Consider the following 25,709-nt stretch of genomic DNA (forward strand, 5'->3'; position numbering starts at 1 on the left):
CTAGCTACCGCTTTCAGTCCGCCGGCTACTGACTTCTGCCGGCACATCATCCCCAGCCATGCGCTTACGGAACAACGCCGCCCGCGCCAGCAGCAACGTGGTCACCGGCACAGTGATCGCCAGCAAAATCGGAATCAGCCAGGCATGTATGACCGGACCGGACTTCAACGCCGAAAAGCAGATGATCGACGCCAATGCCACGCACCATGCCCCCAGTGTCGAAGCCAGTGCCGGCGGGTGCATGCGCTGGAAGTAATCCTTCATGCGCAGTAACCCGATCGCACCGATCAACGCAAACAGACCGCTGAGCACCAGCAGGATCGCCACTGGAATCTCGACCCACAGCGACAATTCAGCATTCATTCGATCACCTCGCCACGCAGCAGGAATTTCGCCAGGGCAAACGAGCCGACGAAGCCGAACAGCGCAATCAGCAGCGCCGCTTCGAAGTAAGTGTCACTGGAATAACGAATGCCCAGGGTCAGCATCATCAGCATGGCGACGATGTACAGATAGTCCAGCGCCAATACCCGATCCTGCGCCGACGGGCCTTTGAACAGACGTACCAGCGTCAGCACCATCGCCAGCGAGAACAGGAACAGCGTCAGCAGGATTGCGTTCGACAGTAATGGGCTCATTCGAAAATCTCCATCAACGGCCGCTCGTAGGTGCTCTTGAAGTGCTCGATGAATTGCGTTTCATCATCCAGATCCCAGACGTGCAACAACAGAATGCTGCGATCCAGCGACAGCTCCGACCAAACCGTGCCGGGCACCACCGTGCAGATCATCGCCAGAGTCGCCAGGCCGTGGGCATCGCGCAAGTTCAGCGGGACTTTGACAAAGCCCGAGCGCGGCGGGCGGCGACCGGCGTTGAGCACGCCCCACGCGACGATCAGGTTGGACATCACCACGTCACGGCCCACGAGCAGGAACAGGCGCAGGATCGTTCCGGGGCGGCGAATGCGCACTTGTTTCGGACGCAGTTTGCGCATCATCAATGGCGCAGCAAAACCCAATATTGCGCCGAGCAGCAGATTGCCCGGGCTGACCGACAGGTTAAGGGTCAGCCACAAGGCGCACAGCGCCAGCGACAACAACGGTGCAGGAAACACACGCTTCATGGCTGCACCTCCAGCATCGCCGATTTGGCTTCCGGGCTCGGTACGGCACGGGTGCCGAGCACCGCCATCACGTATTGCTGCGGATTGTTCAGCGCCTCGGCGGTGGCCTGGGTATAACGCAACAGGGGTTCAGCCTTGAAAGTCAGGACGACGCTCAGCCCCAGCAACAGGAAGATCGGCGCGCATTCGAGTTTGCGCAGTAGCGGTGAAGGGCGCTCCTCTGGCGTCCAGAAGCGCTGGATGCCGAGACGCGAGAACGCCATCAGCGATGCCAGCCCGGTGAGAATCAGCAATGCCAGCAACGCCCATGCAGCGTTGGATATCGGCGCGTCGGTACCCAGGCCCAGCGGATTGAGCAAAGCACCGATCAGGCTGAATTTGCCGATGAACCCGGACAGCGGCGGCATGCCGATGATCAGCAGCGCGCAAGCAATGAAGCTCAGGCCGAGAAACGCCATGGTCCACGGGATGACCTGACCGACCACGGCTTTCTGCTCGTCATCGAGGTTGATGCCTTTGGGTGGCTGCAGGGACTCCTGCGGACGTGGCAGCAGTTCGCTTTCGTCTTCCAGCGGGATCTCGTTGGCCGAACGCGAGCGTTCGATCAACTCGGCCAGCAGGAACAGCGCGCTCAACGCCAGGGTCGAACTGACCAGATAGAACAGTGCCGCGCCGATCAGGTTCGGCTGGGCAAAGCCAACGGCGGACAGCAGAATCCCCGCCGAGACCAGAATGCTCAGACTGGCCATGCGCTCCAGGCGTTGCGCGGCGAGAATCGCCAGCGCCGCGCAGGCCATGGTCGCCATGCCGCCATAGATCAGCCAGTCGCCGCCGAAGAATGCCGACGCTCCGGCCTGCCCTGAGAACAACAGTGTCCACAGACGCAGCAGCGTGTAGACGCCAACCTTGGTCATGATCGCGAACATCGCGGCCACCGGTGCACTGGCCGATGAATAGGCCGGCACCAGCCAGAAGTTCAGCGGCCACATGCCGGCCTTGGCCAGAAACGCGACGGCAAGAATCCCGGCGCCGGCATGCAGCAAGCCACGGTCGGCTTCCGGCACCAGCGGAATCTTCAGCGCCAGATCGGCCATGTTCAGCGTGCCGGTGACGCCGTAGATCAGTGCCGCGCCAATCAGAAACAGCGACGAGGCCAGCAGGTTGATCGAGATGTAATGCAGCCCCGACGACACCCGCGCCCGACCCGAGCCGTGCAGCAACAGGCCGTAAGACGCGGCCAGCAGGACTTCGAAGAACACGAACAGGTTGAATAGATCCGCCGTCAGGAACGCGCCGTACAGGCCCATCAACTGAATCTGGAACAGCGCGTGGAAGCTTGAACCCGCACCGTCCCAACGGGCCATGGCAAACAGCAGGGCGCTGACGCCGATGATCCCGGTCAGCACTAGCATAAGCGCCGATAGACGATCGACTACCAGCACAATGCCGAACGGCGCCTGCCAGTTGCCCGGCAGGTACACACCGATGGAGCCGGGCACGCCGGTGGTTTGCGTCCATTGCAGCAGCATCACCGAAATGAACAGGCCGACGAGGCTGGAGAACAGGTTGATTTTTGCCTTCAGCGGCCGGTGCCGTTCACCGAGCATCAGCATGATGGCGGCGGTCAGCAGCGGCAGCAGAATCGGTGCGGCGATCAGGTGAGTCATCGCCATCATTCCTTAGGCTCCCGGCCGTCGACGTGGTCAGTACCGGTCAGGCCGCGTGAAGCGAGCAGAACGACGAGGAACAACGCGGTCATGGCGAAGCTGATGACGATCGCGGTGAGCACCAGTGCCTGTGGCAGCGGGTCGGTGTAGTGCAGCAAATCCTGGGTCACGCCATCCTTGATCACCGGCTCCTTGCCGATGAACAGGCTGCCCATGCTGAAGATGAACAGGTTGACGCCGTACGACAGCAGGCACAGGCCCATGACCACCTGGAACGTCCGTGGTCGCAGGATCAGCCAGACGCCGGACGCGGCGAGCACGCCGATGGCGATTGCGATGACTTCTTCCATCAGACGGCTCCTTTACTGGCGACGGACTTGGGCAGCGATGCGGTCTTGTGGCCCCGCACCGATTGGTGGGCGAGGGCGGTGAGGATCAACAGCGTCGAACCGACCACCACACCGTATACGCCAATGTCGAAGAACAACGCGCTGGCGATATGGATGTCACCCAACACCGGCAAGCTGAAATGCCAGGTGTGGGTGGTCAGGAACGGATAACCGACGACCATCGCCCCCAGGCCGGTGGCGGTGGCGAAGAGTAATCCGGTGCCCATCCAGCGCAGCGGCCGCAGACTCATTTGCGCCTCGACCCACTGTGTGCCGGCGACCATGTATTGCAGGATGAACGCCACCGACATCACCAGACCGGCGACGAAACCGCCGCCCGGTTGGTTGTGTCCGCGCATGAACAGGTAGAACGACACCACCAGCGCAATCGGCAGCAGCAGACGTACCAGCACCGCCGGCACCATCATGAAGCCGAGCGCGGTGTCGCTGGCCGAACGCGGGTTGACCAGGTCGGTGACCACGTCCGGTGCCAGCAAACGTTGCTGGGCGGGCAGTTGCAGGCTTTCTTTCGGCGGGCGGAAGCGCCGCAGCAATGCGAACACGGTCAGCGCCACGGCGACCAGCACGGTGATTTCGCCGAGGGTGTCGAAGCCACGGAAATCCACCAGCATCACGTTGACGACGTTGCTGCCACCGCCCTCGGGCATGGCGCGGCTGAGGTAGAACGAGGAGATGTCGTTCGGCGTCTGCCGCGTCAGCATCGCGTAGGACAGCAGCGCCATGCCACCGCCGACGGCAATCGACAGCAGCAAGTCGCGCAGACGCCGAATCCGAGCCTTGCGCAGGCTGCTTGGCAGTGGCGAGACTTCTTCGATACGACGTGGCAACCAGCGCAGGCCGAGCAGGATCAGCACGGTGGTGACCACTTCGACCGCTAGTTGTGTCAGGGCCAGATCGGGCGCGGAGAACCAGACGAAAGTTACGCAGGTCATCAGGCCGCAGACGCTGACCATGGTCAAAGCGGCGAGACGGTGATACTTGGCCTGCCACGCGGCGCCGAGGGCACAGGCAATCGCCAGCAGCCACAGGGTCACGAACACGATCGAGCCGGGAATCTTCGGCCGGTCGCCCCAACTCAAACTGCTGTGCAGCATCGGAATCAGGCCGGCGAGCACCGCCGCCAGTACCATCAGGAACAGCTGCATCTGCAGACGCTTGGTGCCGAGTCGCCGTTCCAGACGTCGGGCCAGGCGCATCATCACCACGAGGCTGCGTTCGAACAGGCGCTTGCCGTTGAAGCGCCCCACCAGCGGTGGGTACTTGAAGCGACCGCGTTTGAGCTGATTACGCAGCAACAGATAGACGACGATACCGCCGGACATGGCGATCAGGCTCATGATCATCGGCGCATTCAGGCCGTGCCAGATTGCCAGGCTGTATTCCGGCAGCGTGCCGCCAACCACGGGCAACGCGGCGGCGGTGAGCAACGGGCCGACAATCTGCGCAGGGAAAATCCCCACCAGCAAGCAAGTGAACACCAGCAACTCGACCGGCGCACGCATCCAGCGCGGTGGCTCGTGCGGGGTGTGCGGCAGGTCGGTGGCCGGTGGACCGAAGAACACATCGACGGTGAAACGCAGCGAGTAGGCAACGCTGAATGTACCGGCGATGGTCGCGACTATCGGCAGCGCCGCTTCGACCCACGCCGTGGCGTTGATGAACACGGTTTCGGCGAAGAACATTTCTTTCGACAGGAAACCGTTAAGCAATGGCACACCGGCCATCGAGGCGCTGGCAACCATGGCCAGCGTCGCGGTGAACGGAATCAGTTTGATCAGGCCGCTGAGTTTGCGGATATCGCGGGTGCCGCTTTCGTGGTCGATGATGCCGGCGGCCATGAACAGCGAAGCCTTGAACGTCGCGTGGTTGAGGATGTGGAATACCGCCGCCACAGCGGCCAACGGACTATTGAGACCCAACAACAGCGTGATCAGGCCGAGGTGGCTGATGGTCGAGTAGGCCAGCAGACCTTTGAGGTCGTTCTGGAACATCGCGCAATACGCGCCAAGCAACAACGTACACGCGCCGGCGCCACTGACGATGTAGAACCATTCTTCGCTGCCGGACAGCGACGGCCACAGCCGCGCAAGCAGGAACACTCCTGCCTTTACCATCGTGGCCGAGTGCAGATATGCGGAGACGGGGGTCGGCGCCGCCATTGCGTGGGGCAGCCAGAAGTGGAAAGGGAACTGTGCACTTTTGCTGAGTGCACCGATAAGAATCAGGGGTAAAAGAATAGGGTAGAGGGCGTGTGCACGAATCATGTCGCCGGCGGCCAGGACCTTGTCGAGGTCATAGCTGCCGACGACATGGCCGAGAATCATGACCCCCGCCAGCAGGCATAATCCGCCGGCGCCGGTGACCATCAGCGCCATGTAGGCGCCGCGGCGGGCGTCGGCGCGGTGGTGCCAATAGCCGATCAACAGGAACGAGAAGAGGCTGGTCAGTTCCCAGAAAAACACGATCTGAATCAGATTGCCGGAGATCACCAGGCCAAGCATGGCGCCCATGAACGCCAGGAAAAACGCGAAGAAACGCGGCACCGGATCGTCCGGCGACATGTAATAACGGGCATAAAGAGAAACGAGCGTGCCGATGCCCAGTACCAGCATCGAGAACAACCAGGCGAAGCCATCCATGCGCAGAACGAAGTTCAGCCCCAGGCTGGGCAGCCACATGAACTCTTCGCGGATCACACCGCCGTGGGCAATTTGCGGGTACAACAGCGCGACCTGGACGGTGCCGATCAAAGCGACCAGGCCTGCCAACAGGGATTCGGTATTACGCGCGTTGTGAGGCAGCACCGCTGCAAGACAGCTGCCAATGAATGGCAGAAGCAGTAGAACTATCAGGGACATAGGCTTCTAATCTGCGGAAGTTTGTGAAGCATCATACGTGCCAGCTCCCCGATCACCAAACGCCAGGATGTCTCAGAATCCTACAAAGTAGTCTCAAAATTTGTGTTTGGCGTTATTTCAGGCCAAGGGAAGGTGTGGCAGATGGCCCTTACGCGAGCAAGCTCGCTCCCACATTTTGAAATACATTCCAGTGTGGGAGCGAGCTTGCTCGCGAAAGCGTTGGCGCAGGCGCTGAAGGTATTGCCGATCAGCCCTGCGTTTCTCGCTGCAGCTCAACATCGGTTTCTGCGGCCTTACCCTTGGTCTTCAACTCACTGACAATCACTGCCGCGACAATCAACCCCGCGCCCACCATTGCAATTGCTGGCAACCGCTCCCCGGCAATCCGCCCGACAATCCCCGCCCACACCGGCTCCCCGGCATAGATCAACGTCGCCCGGGTTGGCGAAACACTCTTCTGCGCCCAGTTCATCGCCACCTGAATCGCCGCACTCGCTGCGCCCAACCCCAGCGCTGTCACCAGCAGGGTCCAGGAGAAATCCGGAATCAGTTCACCGGTCGGCACAACCATCAAAAAGGACAGTGCCGACGTCACCGCCAGTTGCACCACGGTCACCCGGCGCACATCGACTTGCCCGGCGTAGGTGCTGATCAGAATGATCTCGGCGGCTATGGCGATGGCGCTGATCAACGTGACAATTTCACCGGGACTGAAATTCAGCGCCGCCCCGGACGGACCCGACAGCAACATCAAACCGGTAAACGCCAGCATGATACCGATGCTCGGCATCAGTCCCGGCCGACGGCCGAGCACCAGCCATTGCAGCAACGGCACGAACGGCACGTACAGCGCGGTGATGAACGCCGATTGACTGCTCGGAATCGTTTGCAACCCGACCGTCTGCAAGCCGTAACCGAGCATGATCGCCACACCGATGAAGGCACCGGCCCTGAGTTCGAAAAGGGTCAGCTCACGTAGATGTCGCCAGGAAAACAACGCGACAATGCACGCCGCTGCGGCAAAACGCAGGCCGACAAAAAACATCGGGCCGCTGACGGTCATCGCGTGCTGAACCAGCAGGAAAGTGCCGCCCCAGACCATGGTGATCAGTACCAGCACGCACTCGGCTTTGCTGAAGCGAGAGAAACGGAGGGAGGCGGGGGAGTTGTTCTGCGACGTCATGACCTTGCGCACTATAAAAAGGAGGCCGCACAATGCGCCCAACGTTGCGCAGTATACTGCCCAACTTCACCGAGTGAGCAATATAGTGCACAAAGATTCAACGCAACGCGCCTCTGTTTTGCAACACGTCAGCCAGAACGTCCGGCGTCTGCGGCACGCCGCCGATATGAGCCAGACCGCGCTGGCAGAAAAGTCCGGGGTCAGCCGGCGCATGCTGGTGGCGATTGAGGCGGGTGACAAAAATGTCAGCCTGACCACCCTCGACCGCGTTGCCGAAGCGCTCGATGTGGCGTTCAGCGATCTGATCCAGGCACCGGATGCCCGCGACTCGAGCCGCATCAACGAGGTGGCATGGGCAGGAACCCACCCGGGCAGCAAAGCCGTGTTGCTCTCCAAAGCCACGGCGACTCGCGAAGTCGAGCAATGGGAATGGTGCCTGCAACCGGGCGAGGTCTATCCGTCGCAAGCGGATTCGGAAGGCTGGAGCGAGCAGATTTTCGTCTTTGAAGGTTGCCTGACGCTGATGCTCGGTGATCAGCCTCAGCACATTGGCACAGGTGAGTTTTTCATGTTTGCCAGCAACCAGCCGCATTCCTATCGCAACGATGGGGATATTGCGGCTCGGTTTATTCGCAATGTGGTGATTTGAATGAGTCAGAGCGCAGACATCCTGATTATCGGCGGCGGCCTCAGCGGCACGATGCTGGCTGTGCAATTGCTGCGTCTACCCGGCCGGCGCAAGATTCTGGTAATCGAGCCGCGTGCCGAACTGGGGCGGGGTGAAGCTTACAGCGCGGTCGAGCTGGGTCACACGCTCAACGGCAACGCTGCGCGCATGAGTGTTGATCCGGATAATCCTGATGAATTGACGCAATGGCTTACCGAGCACATTGCCGGCGGTGGCTGGCCTGAATCCGCCGAGCAGGATGTGCCGGTCAGCGAACTGTTTCCGCCGCGTGGATTGTTCGGCGTCTATGTGCAGCAGCGCCTGGCCGAGGCGCGCAGAGTCGGGGCACAAAATGGTTCAAGTGTTGAACACATTCGTGCGGAAGTCGTCGACCTGCAAGTCGATGCCGGTTCGGTGCAGCTGACGTTGAGCGATGGTCAGTCATTGCGCGGTGGCTACGCGGTACTGGCGACTGGAATGTTTCCGGCTGCGCGAACGCCGCAGAAAGCCTCCAGTGGCCTTAACGCGGCCGCTCTGGATCCTTGGAATGTCACGTCGATGCGTCAACTCGATCCGCAATCGACCGTACTGATCATCGGCTCCGGCCTGACCATGGTCGATGCCGTGGTGTCGCTGGAGCAAGCCGGGCATCGTGGCCCGATCGAAGTATTTTCCCGGCACGGCTTGTTGCCTCATGTACGCCGACAGCCGCCGGCCTGGGTGGATTTTCTTGGCGATGATCACAGCCTGCGCACACCACGACAGTTGTTAGGTGAATTGCGTCGGCAATGCCTGGCCGCCATCGCACAAGGCATCGATTGGCAGGCGCCGCTGGACACGGTTCGGGTGCACATCGCTCGTTTGTGGAGTCAGGCGACTGACCTGCAGCGGCGACAATTCGTACGGCATGTACGTCCGTGGTGGGAAAGTCATCATCACCGTTCGCCGCCGTTGAGTGCGCAGCTGGTTGAGCGATTGCACAACGAAGGGCGATTGCGGATTCAGGCAGCGTCGTTCAAAGGGCTTGAGTCAAGTCCGGAGGATGGTGTCCGGATTCGTATAAGGCGTCGCGGCGAGTCTGAATCTTGCGTGGTGCAGGGTGCTGCATTAATCAATTCCAGTGGCATCGAATACGACTGGCGCCGGGTGGCGCGACCGTTGCCGCAGCAGGTGCTGGCGCGTGGTCTGGTGCAACCGGGGCCATTGGCGTTGGGGATCGCGGCGGCCGGGGATGGCGCGGTGCTGGATGCCGAGGGACGCGCGGCTGGCCGACTGTTTGCCATGGGGCCACCGTTGCGCGGGATGTGGTGGGAGAGTACGGCGGTGACGGATGTGGCGTTGCAGGCCAAGGCGTTGGCTGCGCGGTTGGCGGACAGGTCAGAAATTTGAGGTGTGCTTGGCAGCCTCTTCGCGAGCAGGCTCGCTCCCACAGTTGATTGGGTGAATGCAGATTTTGTGTACACATCCAGACCTTGTGGGAGCGAGCTTGCTCGCGAAATCGGTGTGTCAGTCGAAATCAAAAGTGACTGATATACCGCTATCGCGAGCAGGCTTGCTCCTACATGTGTTGCGTAGTGGCCGGAGAAGTCACGCCACCACTCGATAACACGGCACATACGCCGCGCCACCCGGCAGTTTCATCCGGTGCTGGGCGACGAAGGCTTTGAGCAGGGCATCGAGCGGTTGCATGATCGCGGCGTCACCACGGATCTGGTACGGCCCGTGTTCTTCGATCAGGCGAATGCCCTTGTCCTTGACGTTGCCGGCGACGATCCCGGAGAACGCCCGGCGCAGATTGGCCGCCAGTTCGTGCGGTGGCTGGTCGCGGTGCAGTTTCAGGTTGGCCATGTTTTCGTGGGTCGGATCGAACGGGCGCTGGAAGCCCTCGTCGATTTTCAGCAGCCAGTTGAAGTGGAACGCATCGTTGCGCTCGCGGCGGAACTGCTTCACCGCTTTCAGGCCTTGGGTCATCTGCCGCGCCACTTCGGCCGGGTCGTCGATGATGATTTCGTAATGCTGCTTGGCCGCTTCACCGAGTGTGGCGGTGACGAAGGCGTCAAGTTGTTCCAGATACGGCGCGGCATGTTTCGGCCCGGTGAGGATCACCGGGAACGGCAGCCCTTTGTTGTCCGGGTGCATCAGGATGCCGAGCAGATAAAGGAACTCTTCTGCCGTACCGGCGCCGCCCGGGAAAATAATGATGCCGTGGCCAACGCGCACGAAGGCTTCCAGACGTTTCTCGATGTCCGGCAGAATCACCAGCTCGTTGACGATCGGGTTTGGCGCTTCAGCCGCAATAATCCCCGGCTCGGTCAAACCCAGATAACGCCCGCCATGAATACGCTGTTTGGCGTGGGCGATGGTCGCGCCTTTCATCGGGCCTTTCATCACGCCGGGGCCGCAGCCGGTGCAGATGTCGAGGCTGCGCAGGCCCAGTTCGTGGCCGACTTTCTTGGTGTATTTGTATTCTTCGGTGTTGATCGAGTGGCCACCCCAGCACACCACGATCTTCGGCTCGACGCCCGGACGCAGGGTGCGTGCGTTGCGCAGCAGGTGGAAGACGTAGTCGCTGATGCCTTGCGAGGTGGTCAGGTCGATGCGTTGGCTGTCGAGTTCGTTTTCGGTGTAGACGATGTCGCGCAGGGCGCTGAAGAGCATTTCGCGGGTGCTGGCGATCATTTCGCCGTCGACAAACGCGTCGGCCGGAGCGTTCAGCAGTTCCAGGCGTACGCCGCGATCCTGTTGGTGAATGCGGATTTCGAAGTCCTTGTAGGCTTCGAGGATGGTCTTGGCGTTATCGACATGGGCGCCGGTGTTGAGGATGGCCAGGGCGCACTGGCGGAAGAGGGTATAGGTACTGCCGGATCCGGCTTCGCTCAGTTGCTGAACTTCACGTTGAGAAAGGGTTTCCAGACTGCCTTTCGGGCTGACCGAGGCATTGATTACGTGTCGTTGGGTCATGCAATGATCCTTAAAACGATGTCATCTCAAGACTAGGCGATGGCATCCGAATAGTGTGTATCCATGAATGAAGATGGCACGATCTGCGCTGTACCGCCATGTCCCCGTTGGACGCTGAAAAGATGAAAAGGAGCCCCAGCATAGCTAAATCCGCGGTAGAGGCGATAATGTGCCGGCCGGTTTTTTCAGTTAGCCCTTTTGTCGCTCAAGGAAGTCATTTGTGATGTTCGAGATTCAGCCGATGGACGCCGCCACCTTTCGCCAGCAGACCCGACGCAGCACGGTCATCATCGCCGTGCTGTTCCTGGTGCTGGCGATGCTGTTTTCCAGCGTCGCGGTGGCGTTGTTCGGCGAGCCCGGCGGCGATAACCTGCGCTTCAATGTCGGCGGGGTGTTTGTCGCATTTTTGCTGACCGCCGCGTTATTGCGCGGGCGCTTCTGGAATCAGAGCTGGATGGCGCCGGCGGTGTACAGCTGGCGACTCAAGCGCAGTCTTATGAGCATCACCAATGTGATGCATAACGTGACTGCGGCGGTGGAGCAAAACGATCCGACGGCGATGAAGGTTTTGCGCTTCTATCATCTGGGTTTGATGCAAATGCACGAACTGGACGGCAACTCCAGCGATCACGGGCAGCTGTGGCGCGAAGCCGAAGCACACAAAGAGCGGATGCAGGCGCAGGGACTCGACACCGAGCAGACGCGCCTGGATCCGGCCTGGCTGGAGGCGTTGAAGCCGACGTCGCGCTGATCACAGCGCTCGACGCCGCTTCCACAAACGGATCAAGCGGCCATACACCAGCAGGTTGACCGCCAGCACCACGCTGCCGAGCGCCAGTTGGATCTGCGGGGTGAGCCCGGCCGGGTAGATGATCGGCCAGATGTAATGCTCGATGAAGCCGCCGGCATATTCGGTCTGCCCGGCGGCGTGGCGCATAAGGTTTTCCCAGTAGGTCAGCGGGCAGGTCAGGTGCAGCACCTCGACCGCCACGCCCCAGGCGGCGGCCGGTAAATGCAGCCACATCACCCGTGGCCATTTGAGCACCAGCAGCCCGCCGAACAGCACAAACAGAATGAAGCACAAATGAAACAGCACCAGCCCGTCGGCTGCGATTCGGTACAGCATGTCGTCTCCCTGACGCGGTTGTGAATGACGCTATGTTACGCCGCTCAGGGCATTGAAGGTCAGTGCGAAAGTCAGCGGATTACGCGCGCATCCGCCGATTCCCACAAGTGCGCAAGATTGTTCAAGCCAAAAAGGCGAAATGGCTGGCACAGTCTCCAACCGTTTTCCTGGTTGAAGAACGTTTATGTCTGATTCACTTATGCCGCGCAGTGCGTTCCTTCGCGGCGCTGCGGCGATCATGCCGTTGTCGCTGGCCACAGCGCCTTGGGGGCTGCTGGCCGGCTCCATGGCGATCGAGGCCAACCTCACACCGCTACAAGGGCAGGGCTTGTCGAGCATCGTGTTTGCCGGTGCGGCGCAATTGGTGGCGATCGGCATGCTCAAGGGCGGTGCGGGGATTTTCTCGATTCTGCTGACCACGCTGCTGCTGACGTCGCAGCACTTGCTCTATGGCATGAGCATGCGCTCGGTGATTTCGCCGCTGCCGGGGCGCTGGCGCATAGGACTGGGCTTTTTGCTCACCGATGAGTTGTTTGCGCTGACCAGTCAACATGATCGCCAGCAGTTTAACCGCTGGTATGCGCTGGGCGTTGGCCTGACGTTCTACATCGCCTGGAATCTGTTCACCCTCGCCGGCATTGTCCTCGGCAGCAGCATTCCGGGGCTTGAGCACCTGGGGCTGGATTTCTCGATTGCCGCCACGTTTATCGCGTTGATCACGCCGGTGGTGCGTAACGTACCAACCGTGGTGTGTGTGGCGGTGTCACTGTTTTGTTCGGTGCTGTTCAGTTACTGGCAATGGGGCTCGGCACTGGTGTTGTCCGGACTGGCAGGAATGACCGCCGGGTTTATCTGCAACAAGCTGTATCGGGAGCGCACATGATGGTTTGGGCGGTGATTTTTGGCATGGGGCTTCTGGTATTTCTCAACCGCTACGTGTTTCTCGAACCGCGCTTACCCTTGCGGCTGAGCAGCAACGCGCGGCAGTTTCTCGGTTTTGCGGTACCGGGGATGCTCACCGCGATCTGCGGGCCGATTGTCTTCATGCCCGACAAACAACTGAATCTGCAGTGGGATAATCCGTACCTGCTTAGTTCGCTGGTGGCGATCGCTCTTGTCATCTACACGCGCAATACTTTGCTCAGCATGCTGTTGAGCATGGCGTTCTTCTTTTTGCTGCGCTGGTGGCTGTGAGTTGTCTGTTCTACGCTTCAGGGATGAAGGGTTACTGATCACGGGAGGTGCACATGGCGACTGAGCAAAAGCATCCAGACACGGATGACGAAGACACGGACGAACCGACGCAAGAAGAAATAGAGCGTGAAAAGCACAAGGAACAGACCTGGAAGCACGATGATGGCCGAGAGCTTTCGGATCCTGACCGCAAATTTTGAGTGACTTCTACGAAAAAGCCCCGCAAGTGCGGGGCTTTTTTACGGTTTCAAAGATCGTCCAGCTGCGTGAAATCGGGGTGTGTGGCCCGATATCCCAAGGTTCGATCAATCCACGCATTCAGCTCGTTGACCATCACCGGCGCGTGGCCAGGATACCCTTCAAGAGTGGTGCGCAGGATATGGTCGATATCGGGTACGGCACGCAGGTTTCGGGTCTTGATGTAGTGGCCGATAAAACAGTCGAGTTCAAAGCGTTCTGTCATCGACAGATAAATACACTCCAGGCCGCTGACCTGTTTGATTGCAAAATCGTCGCGCAACTTATTTCTCTGCAAGGCTTGTAGACGTTAGGGGTTCCTGGTTTGTTGACTCTTTGGTCAACTGGTATACCAAATGGAAATGCGGCGCGCATGCTAGCCGTAGTGCATCTAAATGTATGTATGACGGTTGAAATGTCAGACAGGCGGTTAGTTCATTCGAACGTGTGTTTTATGTGCGCCGTCTCAAAAATGAAACAGGGTTTGTAACGGCAGTGATTCGCTTTATGAGTTGCTAAAGTTTGCAATAGTTTTATTCCTTATAACGCTGCGTCAAAAGATCGCAGCCTTCGGCAGCTTTTACATTGATAGACGCGTGAAGTCGGCAAATGTTTAAGTCTGCTCAATAATCAAACTGGCCCCCTGATTGCGTACGTTACCAACAGCTTTGCCGACTTTGTACCATTCGAATACTTCACTGCCTTCAGCTTCAAACAGCAGCATTTGTTCGGCGCGCTCAACCGGCGTCGCCGGATCCAGCCACTCAGGCACCAACTCTGCGCGGAACACTACTGGTCGGCGATCATGGATATCGAGCATGCCGCCGACGGCATCGGCGGTGACAATCACGAAACCGTCGTCATCCCGAGCCGGCGTTTCGGCTGTCGGAAATTGTCCGATGGCCGCGCAGAAAACTGCACCGTGGTCCGCCCGACGAATCAGCCAAGGTTGTCGGGTTTTATCCTCGCTATCGACCCATTCAAACCAGTTGTCCACGGGCACGATCAAACGATGTCGCCAGATCGCCCGGAAGAACGGGCCATGGGCGACTTTCTCGACCCGGGCATTGATCGGTGGCGGGCGATCCTTGGCCCAATGCGGACGCCAGCCCCAGCGCAGATTGTCGGCATGCAGGTGCTGCCCTTGTTGATGCAGGACGGCCAGCGCAGTGGTCGGCGCCGCGTTATAGCGATCAAGCGGCGCTGCGCCGACGTGATTGATCAACGCGTCGGGAATGCTCAGCACCGCGACGAAGTCGTGAATGCCACGGTACTGCGAAAGTCTTCCGCACATGGGCCGATCTCCGGTTGCAGATTTCAGCTTAGTCGCTGGCGCCCTGTCCGGTGAACGTGTCACGCCAGCTCAGCCAGCGGCGTTCGAGCATGGCCAGCAAGCCGTCGCTGAATTTACCGAGCAAGGCGAGCACGATGATCGCGGCCAGCACGATGTCCGGCCGCGAGGTTTCCCGGCCGTCACTGAGCAGATAGCCCAAACCCTTGGTGGCCGCGATCAACTCCGCTGCGACGAGAAACATCCACGCCAGGCTCATGCCACTTCGCAGCCCGGTGAACAGGCCGGGGAGGGCGGCCGGCAGCAATATTCGTCGCACCAGTTGCAAGCGGCTGAAGCCATAGATGCGGCCGACTTCCACCAGTTTGCGATCAATGTTGCGAATGGCCGCGACCACGTTGACGTACACCGGAAAGAACGCGCCGATGGCGATCAGGACGATTTTCGACGTCTCGTCGATGCCCAGCCACAACAGCAGCAGTGGCACCCAGGCCAGGCTCGGAATTGAACGCAGGGCGGCAAACGTCGGTTCCAGATAGGCCTCGGCTTCGCGGCTCAAGCCAACCCAGGCGGCAAACACCAGCGCCAGACTGGCGCCAATGGCAAACCCCAGCAACACGCGCATCAGGCTGGCGCCGATGTGTTTCCACAGTGCGCCTTCGGCAAGATCGGTGAGGGTCAGGGCGATTTCGCTCGGCGCCGGCATCTGGTAGGACGGCAGCCAGCCGATGCGGACGATAATTTCCAGCGCCACGATGATCAGCAACGGCAGGGCCAGGCCTTTGCAGCGGCGCTGCCACGTCGGATTTAAACGCGCAGGACGCTGGTGCGGTACGGCAAGTGGCGCGGGCAAGTCTTTGCTGCGAGTGGTCATGGTTTTGGCTCCGCTCACGACAAATCCGCGACGGGCGCGGATTTATCGTGAGGCTGATCGGTTACTGGTGGGCGACGGCTTGCTGCACACCGCTGTCGAGCAATTGATCGATGACTTGATCGACATTCACCCCACGGCGCACCAGTTCCTCGGAGACCAGAATCGGCGCTGCAGCCTTGGAGGCGCTGATGTCCTGTTGGCTCAGTTGCGGGCTGCTCAGGTCAGTGCGCGATAGTTGCAACTTGGCTACATCCAGCGGTAAGCCGGACTCCTTGGCGAGAAGGGCGGCGAACTCATCGGGATTTTTCAGCGCCCAGTCGCGGGCCTGTTCGTAAGCTTTGATGACGATGTCGATGGTTTGCGGATGTTCTTTGGCGTACTGCTCGGTGACGCTGACCACGCCGTAACTGTTGAACGCCGGGTTGCGATAGAGCAGGCGCGAACCGGCCTGCACCTGACTGGCAGCCATGTGCGGATCGAGTCCGGCCCAGGCGTCGACATCGCCTTTTTCCAGCGCCGTGCGGCCGTCCGGATGTTGCAGGTGAACCAGTTCCACATCTTCTTTTTTCAGCCCGGCCTGTTGCAGGCTGCGCAGGGTGAACAGATACGGATCAGTGCCCTTGGTGGCGGCGATCTTTTTGCCCTTGAGGTCGGCGACGGTCTGGTAAGGAGAATCCTTGCGCACCACCAGCGCTGTCCATTCGGCGCGGCTGTAGACGTAGACCGATTTGATCGGGCTGCCATTTGCCCGGCTCAATACCGCAGCAAGGCTGGCGCTGGAGGCGAAATCCACGCCGCCGCTGTTGAGGTATTCCAGCGAACGGTTGCTGCCCTGACTCAATACCCAACTGACTTTGGTTTGCGGCAAGGCTTTTTCGAGAAAGCCGAAATGCTTGAGCACCAGACTGACCGGCGAGTAGTAGGCGTAGTCGAGATGCACTTCCGCCGGTGCGTTTTCAGCCGCGTGGGCCAGTGGTTGCAGGCTCAGTGCCACTGCGCTGGCGGCCAGCAGGGTTTTTAGTCGAGGAAAGAACGATGTCATGGGGCGCTCCGGCAAAGGCACAGGTTTCTTATGTCCAAAAAGATATTTTTATCGAATGCTTCCTGCATGATTGGAATATTGCAGGCTCTGTGCCATGTGCTTGAGAGTGCCGGCTTATAAGGGGTTCAAGGCACGAAGGTGGGTTTCGACTGTTGATTGGGCAACACTGTGATTTGCCACTGTTGCTAAGCCAACAGTTGAAATCGACAGTGATGAGCTTATGCATTAATCGAATTTAAAAACCAAGAAACAAGAGCGTTATGGTCTATGTAATTTCCCTTTGCAGGACTCGCCATGAAGCTTTCTCGTTTCCTACGCGGTGCGTTAAGCGCAGCACTGTTTACTTCGCCACTTTCCTACGCAGCCGAGACTTTGGTCCTGCACGTCGGTGATCAGAACTATTACAACATCCGTGCCTCGGTAGAGGCGTCCGGTGTGTTGAAAGATGCGCCTTATACGGTCGACTGGAAGCACTTCCAGGCCGCCGCACCTTTGGCGGAAGCGTTGCAAACCGGTTCGCTGGACCTGGGCTTTTTGGGCGATTCCGGTTTTCTGTTTCTGGCCGCCAAGCAGGCGCCGGTGAAGCTGATCGGCGTGTCGCGGCAGAATCCGGACACCATCGCGTTGTTGGTACCCAAGGATTCGCCGGTGAAAACCATCGCCGATCTGAAAGGCAAAAAGGTCGCTTACTGGCCTGGCGCCTGGAGCCAGCAGTTGACCTTGCGTGCACTTGAGCAGGGCGGTCTGCCGGAAAACTACGTCGACTTCGTCAAACTGATGCCAATCGATGCCGCCGCAGCCCTGCCACAGGGCAGCATTGACGCTTTCCCGGTGTGGGAGCCGTACATTTCCCAGCAGATCGTGTTCTCCGGTGCGCGGCCGATCCTGACCGCAAAAAACCTGATGCCGGGGCTCAGTGCAATCGCGGCGTCAACGCCGTCGATCGACAGCAAGCGTGCAGCGATTGAGGATTTTCTCGGTCGTTTGAAACAGGCTCGGGCGTGGGTCGACAGCCACACGGACGAATACGCCGATCTGTGGGCGAAGAAAGCCAATCTCGATCAGCAGGTGTCGCGCCACTGGTTGCGTCAGGCGCACATGACGGTTGGGCCGGTAGATCAGCAGGCTGCGACGGATCTGCAAAGTACCGCTGATTTCCTGTTCAAAGTGAAGGCGCTGCCGGCACCGTTGGCCACCGCCGGGATTATCGACACGTCTTTTCAACAAGCATTGGCTCACTGAGCGAGCGCCGGAACCAAACCCTGTGTACCTTATCCAACCTCGGCTCGAATATCCGAGCGCAGGGATGGATAAGGGCGAGGGAGTTTTGCCAATCGATCACATGACGGCAGCCGCCGTGCTCAAGGCAAAACATGACATCCGGATTCAAACTTCTTTGTGCCGCGCTGATTGCTCTTGGGCTGACCGGTTGTATCGCCGCCCCGATCGAAATGACCGCGCAAACCGAAACGCGCCTGAAAACCCAGGCACCGGTGCGCTTTCTGTTGACGTTCGACGACGGCCCCAGCGCTTCGAGTTTGTGGAATCCGTCGGCCACGGTGCTCGACAGTCTCAAGGACAATCCGCTGATGCCGAATATCAAAGCGGTGTTCTTTGTGCAGACGCGCGCGCCGCGAGCGGGCAACAGTGACATCGGCCGCGGCATCATGCGGCGTGAGCATGAGGAAGGCCACATACTGGCGTTTCACACGGCCACCCACTGGCACACCAATCATCGCTTGCTCGATCCGCAAGAACTCGAAGAATCGCTGACCAACGGCACGGCTGATATCGCTGCCATCACTGGCGCGCCGCCGAAGTTGCTGCGCCCGCCGTTCTGGAATTACGACAAACGTACCTTTACCGCTTATCAACAGCATGATTTGCATGTGTTGCTCACGGATTTAAGTGCCAACGATGGCAAGATCTGGGGCTTCAATGCCAGCCCGAGGCGTCGGGCAAACATGCTGCGACAATTATCAGAAGTTCGTGAACGGATTGCCCTTGGCGAATTTCCGACCGTTGACGGGGTGATTCCGGTAGTAGTGACGTTTCATGATCTGAATCGCTATACCGCGCGGCACACGCGCGAATACCTGCAGATTCTGCTCGATAGCGCCGCCGCCACGGGCGTGAAGCTGGCGGACAAGCCTTTCTATGATGATCACGCCGCGCTGGAGAAAGCCGCACTGGCGCGCACCGTGGAGAGCAGCTCGGAGGCGGTGAATTTGCCGGGGATGTGGAACTGGATCTGGGATCATGACGCGCACTGAGGGCGTGGATGAAAGTTGTGATCCGGTTGGCATTTTTGTCTTGAGCAAGACAGATATTGCTCATCTATGCTCAACCGGTCGACCGACTCATCGCCTGTGAGGCGTTCACTCATGCTTGCCATTGACGATATCTGCCGGATTGTCGAATCCGGCTTTCCTGCGTTCAAGTGCGATTGCATACCAAGTACGCAGGGCCTGCTGCAAATCAAGGTTTATGAGCCAGACAGCGGGCGTGTCGAATTGCTACTCAATGGCGTTTCCCCGGAACACCTCGTCACGATCCGTGACATTTCCAACTTCATCGGTGAGTTGCGTACCGAAATGAGCGCGGGCCGCCGCGCGTTCGCTGGCTAACGCCTCATAAACGCCGTTGAAACGCTTGAACGATGCGTAACGTCGCTTCGCTGGTGTTCAGATTGCGCACTGCGTCCAGTGGATGCCAGATGCAATCGATGATCTCGTTCTGTGGACGCACTTGCTCGAAGTCCAGCACGGACGCCTCGTAGACATGATGCCGCGTGCTGCCGCTCTGTAATTCCATTAAGTACAACACATCGTCGGCGTCCAGGCCGGTTTCTTCTTGCAGTTCGCGCACGGCAGCCTCCGCTCGGGTTTCCCCGTGCTCGACCTTGCCGCCGGGCAATGTCCAGCGGCAGTGGGGTTTGCGTACCAGGAGAATGTGGCGATCCTGTTCGCATATAACGGTTGCACGTACTTTCATCTGTTACCTGTTTTTACTGCTTGTCACAAAATAGAAATAAAACTGCAATATTTGAGCCGAGCCTTGTGGCAAAGGTTCATGGGAGTTTGGAGCGTTCGCTGTTTTGAAAAGTGCCTGATCCTTGACTGTTGCGGCTGGCGACATCCGGTCGGCATTTCGGGCGGGTCAGGGTGTAAGGTAAAAGCGTGAAGCTGGATCTGACCGTTAGCAAAAAATGGAGGTGTCCATGAGCATGCCGATGTTGAACAAGATGCACATGAACGGCTATGACGTGCTGAGCGTGAACAATGGCCCATGGCGGGTTTGCACCCAGGGCGATCGGCTGGCGTCGTTTGGCAGCCGGGAGGAAGCGCTGGCCTATGCCGCCGCACTGCCTGGCTACAAAAAACGCTCGACGCGCGCGCAAAGTCACAAAACCCACTGACAGGCAGGCTGTAACGAAAGAACCCCGGCATGTGTCGGGGCTTTTGTTTGAGGTAGGCGGGTGGGTCTCAGTGGACCTTGGTTCGGCTGATGGCGCGGGCTTTCACTTCCTTGGCATAGAGTTGCAGCCGTTCTTCATCGCTTTGCAGCACCTCACAGGATCTCAGCACGCTTTGCGCATCTGCTTCATTGCCGGATTTGCGCAGTTGTTCTGCGATACGTTTCAGGTCGACCGCCGACCATCTCAAGTCCGATGCAACGCTTTGCAGGTCGCGTTGAAGTTCGTGTTCGTATTCATTGAGCCGCATGATCACCTCCAGAACATTCTCGGTAGAAAAGAGTAGTCGCATTTTTCGTCGATGGGCAAAGCCTGTTCGTCAGTACGCTGAACGGTTGTGAAAAGTTGTGCAGATTGCGCCAAGGGCGCGGTGCCACGATGGATGTGCACCCGGTTACGCGCTACATTCAGCTTTTTAAATCAGGAATACACCATGCGGATATGGATCGGGACTCTGGCGTTGACCCTGTTGGCGGGTTGCTCGTTGCCGGCATCGCTGGTGCCGGGTGAGCCGAATATCAGCAAGACCAGCGCCAAGTCGCCCAAGGACTATGCTGCGTGTTTATTACCGTTGTGGCAGAAGGATGTGGCCAAGACTTCGCAGACATCGATTTCCAACGGCTACCGCATCACGGCGCCAAGCATCATCACGGCGGACGAGATCCTCGACATCGTCAAGTACAAGGATGGCAGCCGGGTTTCGTTGTATCAGGGGCCGCCGTGGGCCAAGTCCGGGTCGTTGCGCCAATCGGTGCGTGACTGCCTGTAACGACGCCTGCAGAGACAAAAAAAGCAGAAGCCGTATCGTCGGTTTCTGCTTTTTTTTGCCTGCCTGGAGACTGATAAGGTGGGATCTGATTCGCGAAATGAGCGGTGACAGTTGCGCACGAAGGGTTTCCTCCGTGTGCACTAGGCTTTTGAGGGGCGGTCGATAGTCAGATCGGCCGGTCTTTCAAGGAGCCTCGGATCATGGATGATCTGGTCAAAGAAGTTATTCCGCTGTTGCAGTACCTGATTCCCGGTTTTTTGTCGGCGTGGATTTTTTATTCGCTGACGGCGTTCAAGCGACCGGATACGTTCGGGCAGATTGTGCAGGCGCTGATTTTCACATTTGTGATTCAAGGCGCGGTATTGGGGATTGGGGCAATTTGTCTGTGGGTGGGTTCGAAAGGCTTTTCTGTAGGGAAATGGGATGCTCGGGCAGAGGCATTGTGGGCATTTATTGTTTCAGTATGTCTCGCCGGGCTTTTCTGTTATCTGACTTCAAACGGGATGTTGCATGTGTGGCTACGCAAGCGACACCTGACACGCAAAAGCTCCCATCCTAGCGAGTGGTACAGCGCCTTTGAGCGACAGGATCGCCTTGTCACTTTGCAACTGAATGACGAGAGGCGATTGTTTGGCTGGCCTTTGGAGTGGCCCTCCGGTCCCTCGGAAGGGCAATTTATCTTGCTGAATCCACAATGGCTTGGCGATGGTGGCGAGGTGCTCACTTTTGGCGCCGAATTAATGGTGATAGATTCCTCAAAAGTTCAGTGGGTCGAATTCAATTCTGTCGAGGAGGTTGTTTCATGAGCGCAAAAGCACCCAATCCCATGCCACCTCACGTGGCGCGTCTCTTCGTGGGGCCAGACGGCAAGCCGTTGGCAAAACCGCTGGTTAAAGGGCCGAGTGCGCCTCCACCGCCAAAGCGCTGATCAGCGTCGCGAGCCACTTAGCCCCAACCCTCAGCAACCGCCCGGCGAATCGCTTCCAGCAGCATCGCAAACGCCGGGTTGTCGTTGTTCTCCCGCCAGATCAGATGCAGCTCGCTCTGCACCCCTTCGCCCAGATCGATATCGCGAAACACCACATTCTTGAACACCACACTGGTGGCGCAGCGCGGTACCAGCGCCAGGCCCATGCCCGCATTCACCAGTGCCAGAATCGTCAGCGACGAGCCCAGCCACTGCACATAATCCGGCGCAACCCGGGCCGAGCGCAGCATCCCCGTCAGCAGTTCGTTGAACGGCGGATACGCGGCGTGGGAATACATCAGGAACGGTTGTTTATCCAGATCACTGACCGCCACTTCAGTAGCTGTTGCCAAGGGATGACCGCTCGGCACTGCCAGTACAAACGGTTCACGCACCAGGCATTCAGTCGCATAGCCCGGCTCCAGTAATGGTGCGCGAGCAATGCCCAGATCAATGCGGCGGGCGCGCAGGGCTTCGTGCTGCTGGTAAGTGTTCATCTCCGACAGATCGATTTTCACCTGCGGTTGTTTCAGGCGTGCCTCGGCAATCACCTTGGGCAGAAACTCATACACCGCGCTGCCGACAAAACTGATGTTTACCGAACCGATATCGCCCTCGGCAAACCGCCGGGCGGTGACGGCCGCTTGCTGCGCACGCTCCAGCAGGTTCTGTGCTTCGATGAAAAACGCCCGGCCTGCAGCGGTCAGCGCGACGCTACGCGTGCTGCGGGTAAACAACTCGACACCGAGGTGATGCTCGAGCAACTGAATCTGCCGGCTCAGCGGCGGCTGCGTCATATTTAGCCGTTCGGCGGCGCGGCGAAAGTTGAGTTCGGTGGCGACGGTAGTAAAGCAGCGCAGCTGGGTCAGTTCGAACATTGATCTAATCCGGGTATCAATCGAATGCCAAGTTAGATTAGACGGGATCAATAGTCGCCGTCCATGATCGGTCCATCGCTTTACGCCATCCCTAAAAAAACAAGATCGGGAGTCGCCCCTTGAAAACCCTCCAGAGTTCGCTGGACGTCACGGTACTCGCTCGTGCCGCCGCCAAGGTCAAGCGCCATGTGCTGCCGCTGTTCGTGGTGATGTTCATCGTCAACTACATCGATCGGGTCAACATCGGTTTCGTGCGCAGTCACATGGAAACCGATCTGGGCATCGGCGCGGCGGCTTACGGCCTCGGTGCCGGTTTGTTTTTTGTGGGCTACGCGCTGTTCGAAGTGCCGTCCAACATGCTTCTGCAGCGTTATGGCGCACGGGCGTGGCTGACACGGATCATGTTCACTTGGGGCGCCGCCGCCATGGCCATGGCGTTCGTCCGAGGTGAAACCAGTTTCTATGTGCTGCGCTTTATTCTCGGCGCGGCCGAGGCGGGGTTCTTTCCGGGCATCATTTACTACTTCACCCAATGGCTACCGGCCTCCGAGCGCGGCAAGACCATGGCGGTGTTTCTCAGTGGCTCGGCGATTGCCTCGGTGATCTCCGGCCCGGTGTCCGGTGCGCTGCTGCACATCAGTGGTTTGGGGTTGCACGGCTGGCAGTGGATGTTCCTGATCGAGGGCGCGGCGTCGGTGGTGCTTTGTGGGTTTGTCTGGTTCTGGCTGCAATCGCACCCGCGTCAGGCCAAGTGGCTGAGCGAAGAAGAACGCGAAGCGCTGGTGGCGGCGATTGCTGAAGAGCAGCGCGCTCGTGAGTCCTCGCAGGTGGCCAAGCCGTCGATGTTCAAGCTGTTGGCGGACCGGCAGATTGCGCTGTTCTGCTTCATCTACTTCTCCATTGCCCTGACCATTTACGGCGCGACGTTCTGGCTGCCGAGCATGATCAAGAAGATGGGCAATCTCGGTGACTTCCAGGTCGGCCTGCTCAATTCGATTCCGTGGATCATTTCGATTGTTGCCATGTACGGCTTCGCAGCCATGGCCGGCAAGTGGAAATTCCAGCAAGCGTGGGTTGCCTTGACGCTGGTGATAGCAGCGATCGGCATGTTCATGTCGACCACTGGCGGGCCGATCTTCGCCTTCGTCGCCATCTGCTTCGCCGCTATCGGTTTCAAGGCTGCGTCGGCGTTGTTCTGGCCGATCCCGCAAAGCTATCTGGATGCGCGCATCGCCGCTGCGGTGATCGCTTTGATCAACTCCATCGGCAACCTCGGCGGTTTCGTTGCGCCGACGGCGTTCGGCATCCTCGAAGAAACCACCGGCTCCATCGAGGGCGGTCTTTATGGCCTGGCGGCGACGTCGCTGATCGCGGCGGTGGTGATCTTCTTCGCCCGCACGGCGCCGGGTGCCAAAGGCAAAACCCCGGCAAAGTCCGATGACGAGACCGCCGTTGTCGCGACGGCCAGCCCGGCCGCGAGCCATTGAATTGATTGTCGATCTGTCAGGAGCGTTATCTTGAAAATCACCCGCGTAACTGTGACTCCGATTGCCTTTCGCGATCCGCCGCTGCTCAACGCCAGCGGCATCCACGAACCCTTTGCCCTGCGTTCGATCATCGAGATCGAAAGCGACAACGGCTACATCGGCCTCGGCGAAAGCTATGGCGATGCCCCGGCGCTGGCGATTCAGCAGCAGTTGCAGGCGCAGTTGATCGGTCTCGATCCGTTCAACCTCAACCAGTTGCGCGCGATCGTGCAGGCCACCGTCGCTGCGAATAAACCTGCCAGTCTCGCCGGTGCTGAACTGGCACCCGGTTCCCACGCCAGTAAAGCGGTGAGCAATGCCTACTCGGCGTTCGAAGTGGCGTTTCTCGATCTGCAGGCGCATTACCTGAACGTGCCGCTGGTGGACCTGCTCGGCGGCGCGATTCGCGATGAAGTGCCGTTCAGCGCTTACCTGTTCTTCAAGTACGCGCAGCATGTCGATTCGCCGTACAAACCGGACAATTGGGGCGAGGCGCTCAGCGAGCAACAGATCGTTGCGCAGGCTGCGCGGATGATCGAGGCGTACGGGTTCAAAAGCATCAAACTCAAGGCCGGCACGTTGCCGCCGGAGCATGAAGTGGCATGCATCAAGGCCTTGAAAAAAGCCTTCCCGGGCTATCCGCTGCGCATCGACCCGAATGGCAACTGGTCATTGGAAACCTCGATTCGCATGGCTGAATTGCTCGGCGACGATCTGCAGTATTACGAAGATCCGACACCGGGTCTCGACGGCATGGCTGAGCTGCACAAACGCACCGGTCTGCCGCTGGCGACCAACATGGTGGTCACCGATTTCGACGAATTCCGCCGCAGCATCGCGCAAAACAGCGTGCAGATTGTTCTCGCCGACCACCATTACTGGGGCGGCCTGCGCGACACGCAGACGCTGGCGAAAATGTGCGATGTGTTCGGCGTTGGTGTGTCGATGCATTCCAACTCGCACCTGGGTATCAGCCTGATGGCGATGGCGCATGTCGCGGCGGCGGTGCCGAATCTGGATTACGCCTGCGATACGCATTACCCCTGGCAGGAGCCGGATGAAGAGGTGATCAAGGGCGGCAAGCTGCCAATAGTCGATGGCTGCGTGAAGATCACCCGGGCGCCGGGGCTTGGCCTTGAACTGGATCATGAGCAGTTGGGCAAGCTGCATGATCAGTACCTGACGTGCGGGATTCGTCAGCGCGATGATGTGCGGCAGATGCAGCGTTACAAGCCGGACTGGAGGGCGGTCAAGCCGAGATTTTGATGTCGTGCTCGCTGGCCTCTTCGCGAGCAAGCTCGCTCCCACATTTGATCTGTGGCGTTCACAAATCCTTTGTGGGAGCGAGCTTGCTCGCGAAGGGGGCGACTCATTCCTTCAGAGTGTATGCACCAGCCAATCCCGAAACGCTTTCAGTGACGGCAAATTCTCATTGCGCGGCGGATACACCAGGTAATAGCT

Annotated in this window: 30 protein-coding genes; 14 read left to right on the forward strand and 16 right to left on the reverse strand. The window is 59.1% G+C overall.

The window, feature by feature from the left end; genetic code table 11:
• The 7 genes from GTU76_RS28845 to GTU76_RS28875 all read right to left on the reverse strand — a co-directional run bounded on the left by GTU76_RS28845 (window position 1) and on the right by GTU76_RS28875 (window position 7,241).
• Entirely contained in the window at window positions 1-363 is a 363-nt protein-coding gene (locus GTU76_RS28845) for a Na+/H+ antiporter subunit G (protein ID WP_016982998.1), read from the reverse strand.
• Window positions 360-638: a K+/H+ antiporter subunit F gene (locus GTU76_RS28850; RefSeq protein ID WP_007910754.1), complete on the reverse strand. Its 279-nt coding sequence runs from the start codon at window positions 636-638 to the stop codon at window positions 360-362. The genes GTU76_RS28845 and GTU76_RS28850 overlap by 4 nt, the downstream gene beginning before the upstream one ends.
• On the reverse strand, window positions 635-1,123 hold the full coding sequence (locus GTU76_RS28855; protein WP_180700177.1) for a Na+/H+ antiporter subunit E: 489 nt from the start codon (window positions 1,121-1,123) through the stop codon (window positions 635-637). Before GTU76_RS28855 ends, GTU76_RS28850 begins: the two co-directional genes overlap by 4 nt.
• Window positions 1,120-2,799 carry a monovalent cation/H+ antiporter subunit D gene (locus tag GTU76_RS28860; protein WP_180700178.1) on the reverse strand — a complete coding sequence of 560 codons (1,680 nt, stop codon included), beginning with the start codon at window positions 2,797-2,799 and terminating at the stop codon, window positions 1,120-1,122. Before GTU76_RS28860 ends, GTU76_RS28855 begins: the two co-directional genes overlap by 4 nt.
• Window positions 2,796-3,140, reverse strand: coding sequence for a Na+/H+ antiporter subunit C (locus GTU76_RS28865; RefSeq protein WP_007910763.1), 345 nt, complete (start codon window positions 3,138-3,140; stop codon window positions 2,796-2,798). Before GTU76_RS28865 ends, GTU76_RS28860 begins: the two co-directional genes overlap by 4 nt.
• Complete coding sequence (locus GTU76_RS28870; protein ID WP_180700179.1) at window positions 3,140-6,058, reverse strand: monovalent cation/H+ antiporter subunit A; 2,919 nt, start codon at window positions 6,056-6,058, stop codon at window positions 3,140-3,142. The genes GTU76_RS28865 and GTU76_RS28870 overlap by 1 nt, the downstream gene beginning before the upstream one ends.
• A gap of 247 nt (window positions 6,059-6,305) precedes the next feature.
• Complete coding sequence (locus GTU76_RS28875) at window positions 6,306-7,241, reverse strand: DMT family transporter (RefSeq protein ID WP_180700180.1); 936 nt, start codon at window positions 7,239-7,241, stop codon at window positions 6,306-6,308.
• An 85-nt stretch (window positions 7,242-7,326) separates the two neighbouring features.
• On the opposite strand from GTU76_RS28875, the gene GTU76_RS28880 reads away from it, so the two are divergent.
• Entirely contained in the window at window positions 7,327-7,890 is a 564-nt protein-coding gene (locus GTU76_RS28880; protein WP_016983003.1) for a helix-turn-helix domain-containing protein, read from the forward strand.
• Entirely contained in the window at window positions 7,891-9,297 is a 1,407-nt protein-coding gene (locus GTU76_RS28885) for an FAD/NAD(P)-binding protein (RefSeq protein ID WP_180700181.1), read from the forward strand.
• 198 nt (window positions 9,298-9,495) lie between these two features.
• Here GTU76_RS28885 and ppnN read toward each other — a convergent pair whose 3' ends face one another.
• Complete coding sequence (gene ppnN / locus GTU76_RS28890; protein WP_008085844.1) at window positions 9,496-10,869, reverse strand: nucleotide 5'-monophosphate nucleosidase PpnN; 1,374 nt, start codon at window positions 10,867-10,869, stop codon at window positions 9,496-9,498.
• A gap of 223 nt (window positions 10,870-11,092) precedes the next feature.
• Here ppnN and GTU76_RS28895 point away from each other — a divergent pair, with 223 nt between their 5' ends.
• Window positions 11,093-11,620 (forward strand): DUF3087 domain-containing protein, encoded by a 528-nt coding sequence (locus GTU76_RS28895; RefSeq protein WP_175554624.1) that lies wholly within the window; start codon window positions 11,093-11,095, stop codon window positions 11,618-11,620.
• Here the strand turns inward: GTU76_RS28895 and GTU76_RS28900 are convergent, their stop codons facing one another.
• Window positions 11,621-11,995: a DUF2784 domain-containing protein gene (locus GTU76_RS28900; RefSeq protein WP_016983006.1), complete on the reverse strand. Its 375-nt coding sequence runs from the start codon at window positions 11,993-11,995 to the stop codon at window positions 11,621-11,623. It lies immediately after the preceding gene.
• Between the two features lie 184 nt (window positions 11,996-12,179).
• On the opposite strand from GTU76_RS28900, the gene GTU76_RS28905 reads away from it, so the two are divergent.
• The 3 genes from GTU76_RS28905 to GTU76_RS28915 are packed head-to-tail and all read left to right on the forward strand — an operon-like array spanning window position 12,180 to window position 13,389.
• Window positions 12,180-12,878 (forward strand): AzlC family ABC transporter permease, encoded by a 699-nt coding sequence (locus GTU76_RS28905; RefSeq protein WP_016983007.1) that lies wholly within the window; start codon window positions 12,180-12,182, stop codon window positions 12,876-12,878.
• Window positions 12,878-13,189: an AzlD domain-containing protein gene (locus tag GTU76_RS28910; RefSeq protein WP_175555710.1), complete on the forward strand. Its 312-nt coding sequence runs from the start codon at window positions 12,878-12,880 to the stop codon at window positions 13,187-13,189. Before GTU76_RS28905 ends, GTU76_RS28910 begins: the two co-directional genes overlap by 1 nt.
• Before the next feature lie 53 nt (window positions 13,190-13,242).
• Window positions 13,243-13,389: a hypothetical protein gene (locus tag GTU76_RS28915; protein WP_174244442.1), complete on the forward strand. Its 147-nt coding sequence runs from the start codon at window positions 13,243-13,245 to the stop codon at window positions 13,387-13,389.
• A 47-nt stretch (window positions 13,390-13,436) separates the two neighbouring features.
• On the opposite strand, the gene GTU76_RS28920 is transcribed toward GTU76_RS28915, so the two are convergent.
• From GTU76_RS28920 to GTU76_RS28935, 4 genes are all read right to left on the reverse strand, one after another.
• On the reverse strand, window positions 13,437-13,709 hold the full coding sequence (locus GTU76_RS28920; RefSeq protein WP_016983010.1) for a hypothetical protein: 273 nt from the start codon (window positions 13,707-13,709) through the stop codon (window positions 13,437-13,439).
• Window positions 13,710-14,039: 330 nt separating this feature from the next.
• Window positions 14,040-14,720, reverse strand: a complete 681-nt coding sequence (locus GTU76_RS28925) for an SOS response-associated peptidase (protein ID WP_016983011.1) — start codon at window positions 14,718-14,720, stop codon at window positions 14,040-14,042.
• 28 nt (window positions 14,721-14,748) lie between these two features.
• Window positions 14,749-15,591, reverse strand: a complete 843-nt coding sequence (locus GTU76_RS28930; protein ID WP_016983012.1) for an ABC transporter permease — start codon at window positions 15,589-15,591, stop codon at window positions 14,749-14,751.
• Between the two features lie 61 nt (window positions 15,592-15,652).
• Window positions 15,653-16,633, reverse strand: coding sequence for an aliphatic sulfonate ABC transporter substrate-binding protein (locus GTU76_RS28935; protein ID WP_180700182.1), 981 nt, complete (start codon window positions 16,631-16,633; stop codon window positions 15,653-15,655).
• A 294-nt stretch (window positions 16,634-16,927) separates the two neighbouring features.
• Between GTU76_RS28935 and GTU76_RS28940 the strand changes: the two genes are divergently transcribed.
• From GTU76_RS28940 to GTU76_RS28950, 3 genes are all read left to right on the forward strand, one after another.
• The gene (locus GTU76_RS28940) at window positions 16,928-17,875 is read left to right on the forward strand and encodes an ABC transporter substrate-binding protein (RefSeq protein ID WP_180700183.1); all 948 of its coding nucleotides are present in this window, start codon (window positions 16,928-16,930) and stop codon (window positions 17,873-17,875) included.
• A gap of 131 nt (window positions 17,876-18,006) precedes the next feature.
• Window positions 18,007-18,906, forward strand: a complete 900-nt coding sequence (locus GTU76_RS28945; RefSeq protein WP_180700184.1) for a polysaccharide deacetylase family protein — start codon at window positions 18,007-18,009, stop codon at window positions 18,904-18,906.
• A 111-nt stretch (window positions 18,907-19,017) separates the two neighbouring features.
• Window positions 19,018-19,260, forward strand: coding sequence for a DUF1652 domain-containing protein (locus GTU76_RS28950; protein WP_016983016.1), 243 nt, complete (start codon window positions 19,018-19,020; stop codon window positions 19,258-19,260).
• A 4-nt stretch (window positions 19,261-19,264) separates the two neighbouring features.
• On the opposite strand, the gene GTU76_RS28955 is transcribed toward GTU76_RS28950, so the two are convergent.
• Window positions 19,265-19,627 (reverse strand): NUDIX hydrolase, encoded by a 363-nt coding sequence (locus tag GTU76_RS28955; protein ID WP_016971919.1) that lies wholly within the window; start codon window positions 19,625-19,627, stop codon window positions 19,265-19,267.
• 226 nt (window positions 19,628-19,853) lie between these two features.
• Between GTU76_RS28955 and GTU76_RS28960 the strand changes: the two genes are divergently transcribed.
• Window positions 19,854-20,051, forward strand: a complete 198-nt coding sequence (locus GTU76_RS28960; RefSeq protein WP_034152400.1) for a hypothetical protein — start codon at window positions 19,854-19,856, stop codon at window positions 20,049-20,051.
• Window positions 20,052-20,118: 67 nt separating this feature from the next.
• Here the strand turns inward: GTU76_RS28960 and GTU76_RS28965 are convergent, their stop codons facing one another.
• Entirely contained in the window at window positions 20,119-20,358 is a 240-nt protein-coding gene (locus tag GTU76_RS28965; protein WP_016983018.1) for a hypothetical protein, read from the reverse strand.
• A gap of 183 nt (window positions 20,359-20,541) precedes the next feature.
• On the opposite strand from GTU76_RS28965, the gene GTU76_RS28970 reads away from it, so the two are divergent.
• Both GTU76_RS28970 and GTU76_RS28975 read left to right on the forward strand, forming a co-directional pair.
• On the forward strand, window positions 20,542-20,877 hold the full coding sequence (locus GTU76_RS28970; protein ID WP_016983019.1) for a hypothetical protein: 336 nt from the start codon (window positions 20,542-20,544) through the stop codon (window positions 20,875-20,877).
• A 200-nt stretch (window positions 20,878-21,077) separates the two neighbouring features.
• Window positions 21,078-21,683, forward strand: a complete 606-nt coding sequence (locus GTU76_RS28975) for a DUF6338 family protein (protein ID WP_180700185.1) — start codon at window positions 21,078-21,080, stop codon at window positions 21,681-21,683.
• 139 nt (window positions 21,684-21,822) lie between these two features.
• Here the strand turns inward: GTU76_RS28975 and GTU76_RS28980 are convergent, their stop codons facing one another.
• Window positions 21,823-22,722: a LysR family transcriptional regulator gene (locus GTU76_RS28980; RefSeq protein WP_175554617.1), complete on the reverse strand. Its 900-nt coding sequence runs from the start codon at window positions 22,720-22,722 to the stop codon at window positions 21,823-21,825.
• A gap of 119 nt (window positions 22,723-22,841) precedes the next feature.
• On the opposite strand from GTU76_RS28980, the gene GTU76_RS28985 reads away from it, so the two are divergent.
• Window positions 22,842-24,209, forward strand: coding sequence for an MFS transporter (locus tag GTU76_RS28985; RefSeq protein ID WP_180700186.1), 1,368 nt, complete (start codon window positions 22,842-22,844; stop codon window positions 24,207-24,209).
• A 30-nt stretch (window positions 24,210-24,239) separates the two neighbouring features.
• A complete protein-coding gene (locus tag GTU76_RS28990; protein WP_016983023.1) occupies window positions 24,240-25,514 on the forward strand; it encodes a glucarate dehydratase family protein in 1,275 nt (424 codons plus the stop codon).
• Window positions 25,515-25,709 lie beyond the last annotated feature (195 nt).

Source organism: Pseudomonas crudilactis, from assembly GCF_013433315.1.
Classification (GTDB): Bacteria; Pseudomonadota; Gammaproteobacteria; order Pseudomonadales; family Pseudomonadaceae; genus Aquipseudomonas; species Aquipseudomonas crudilactis.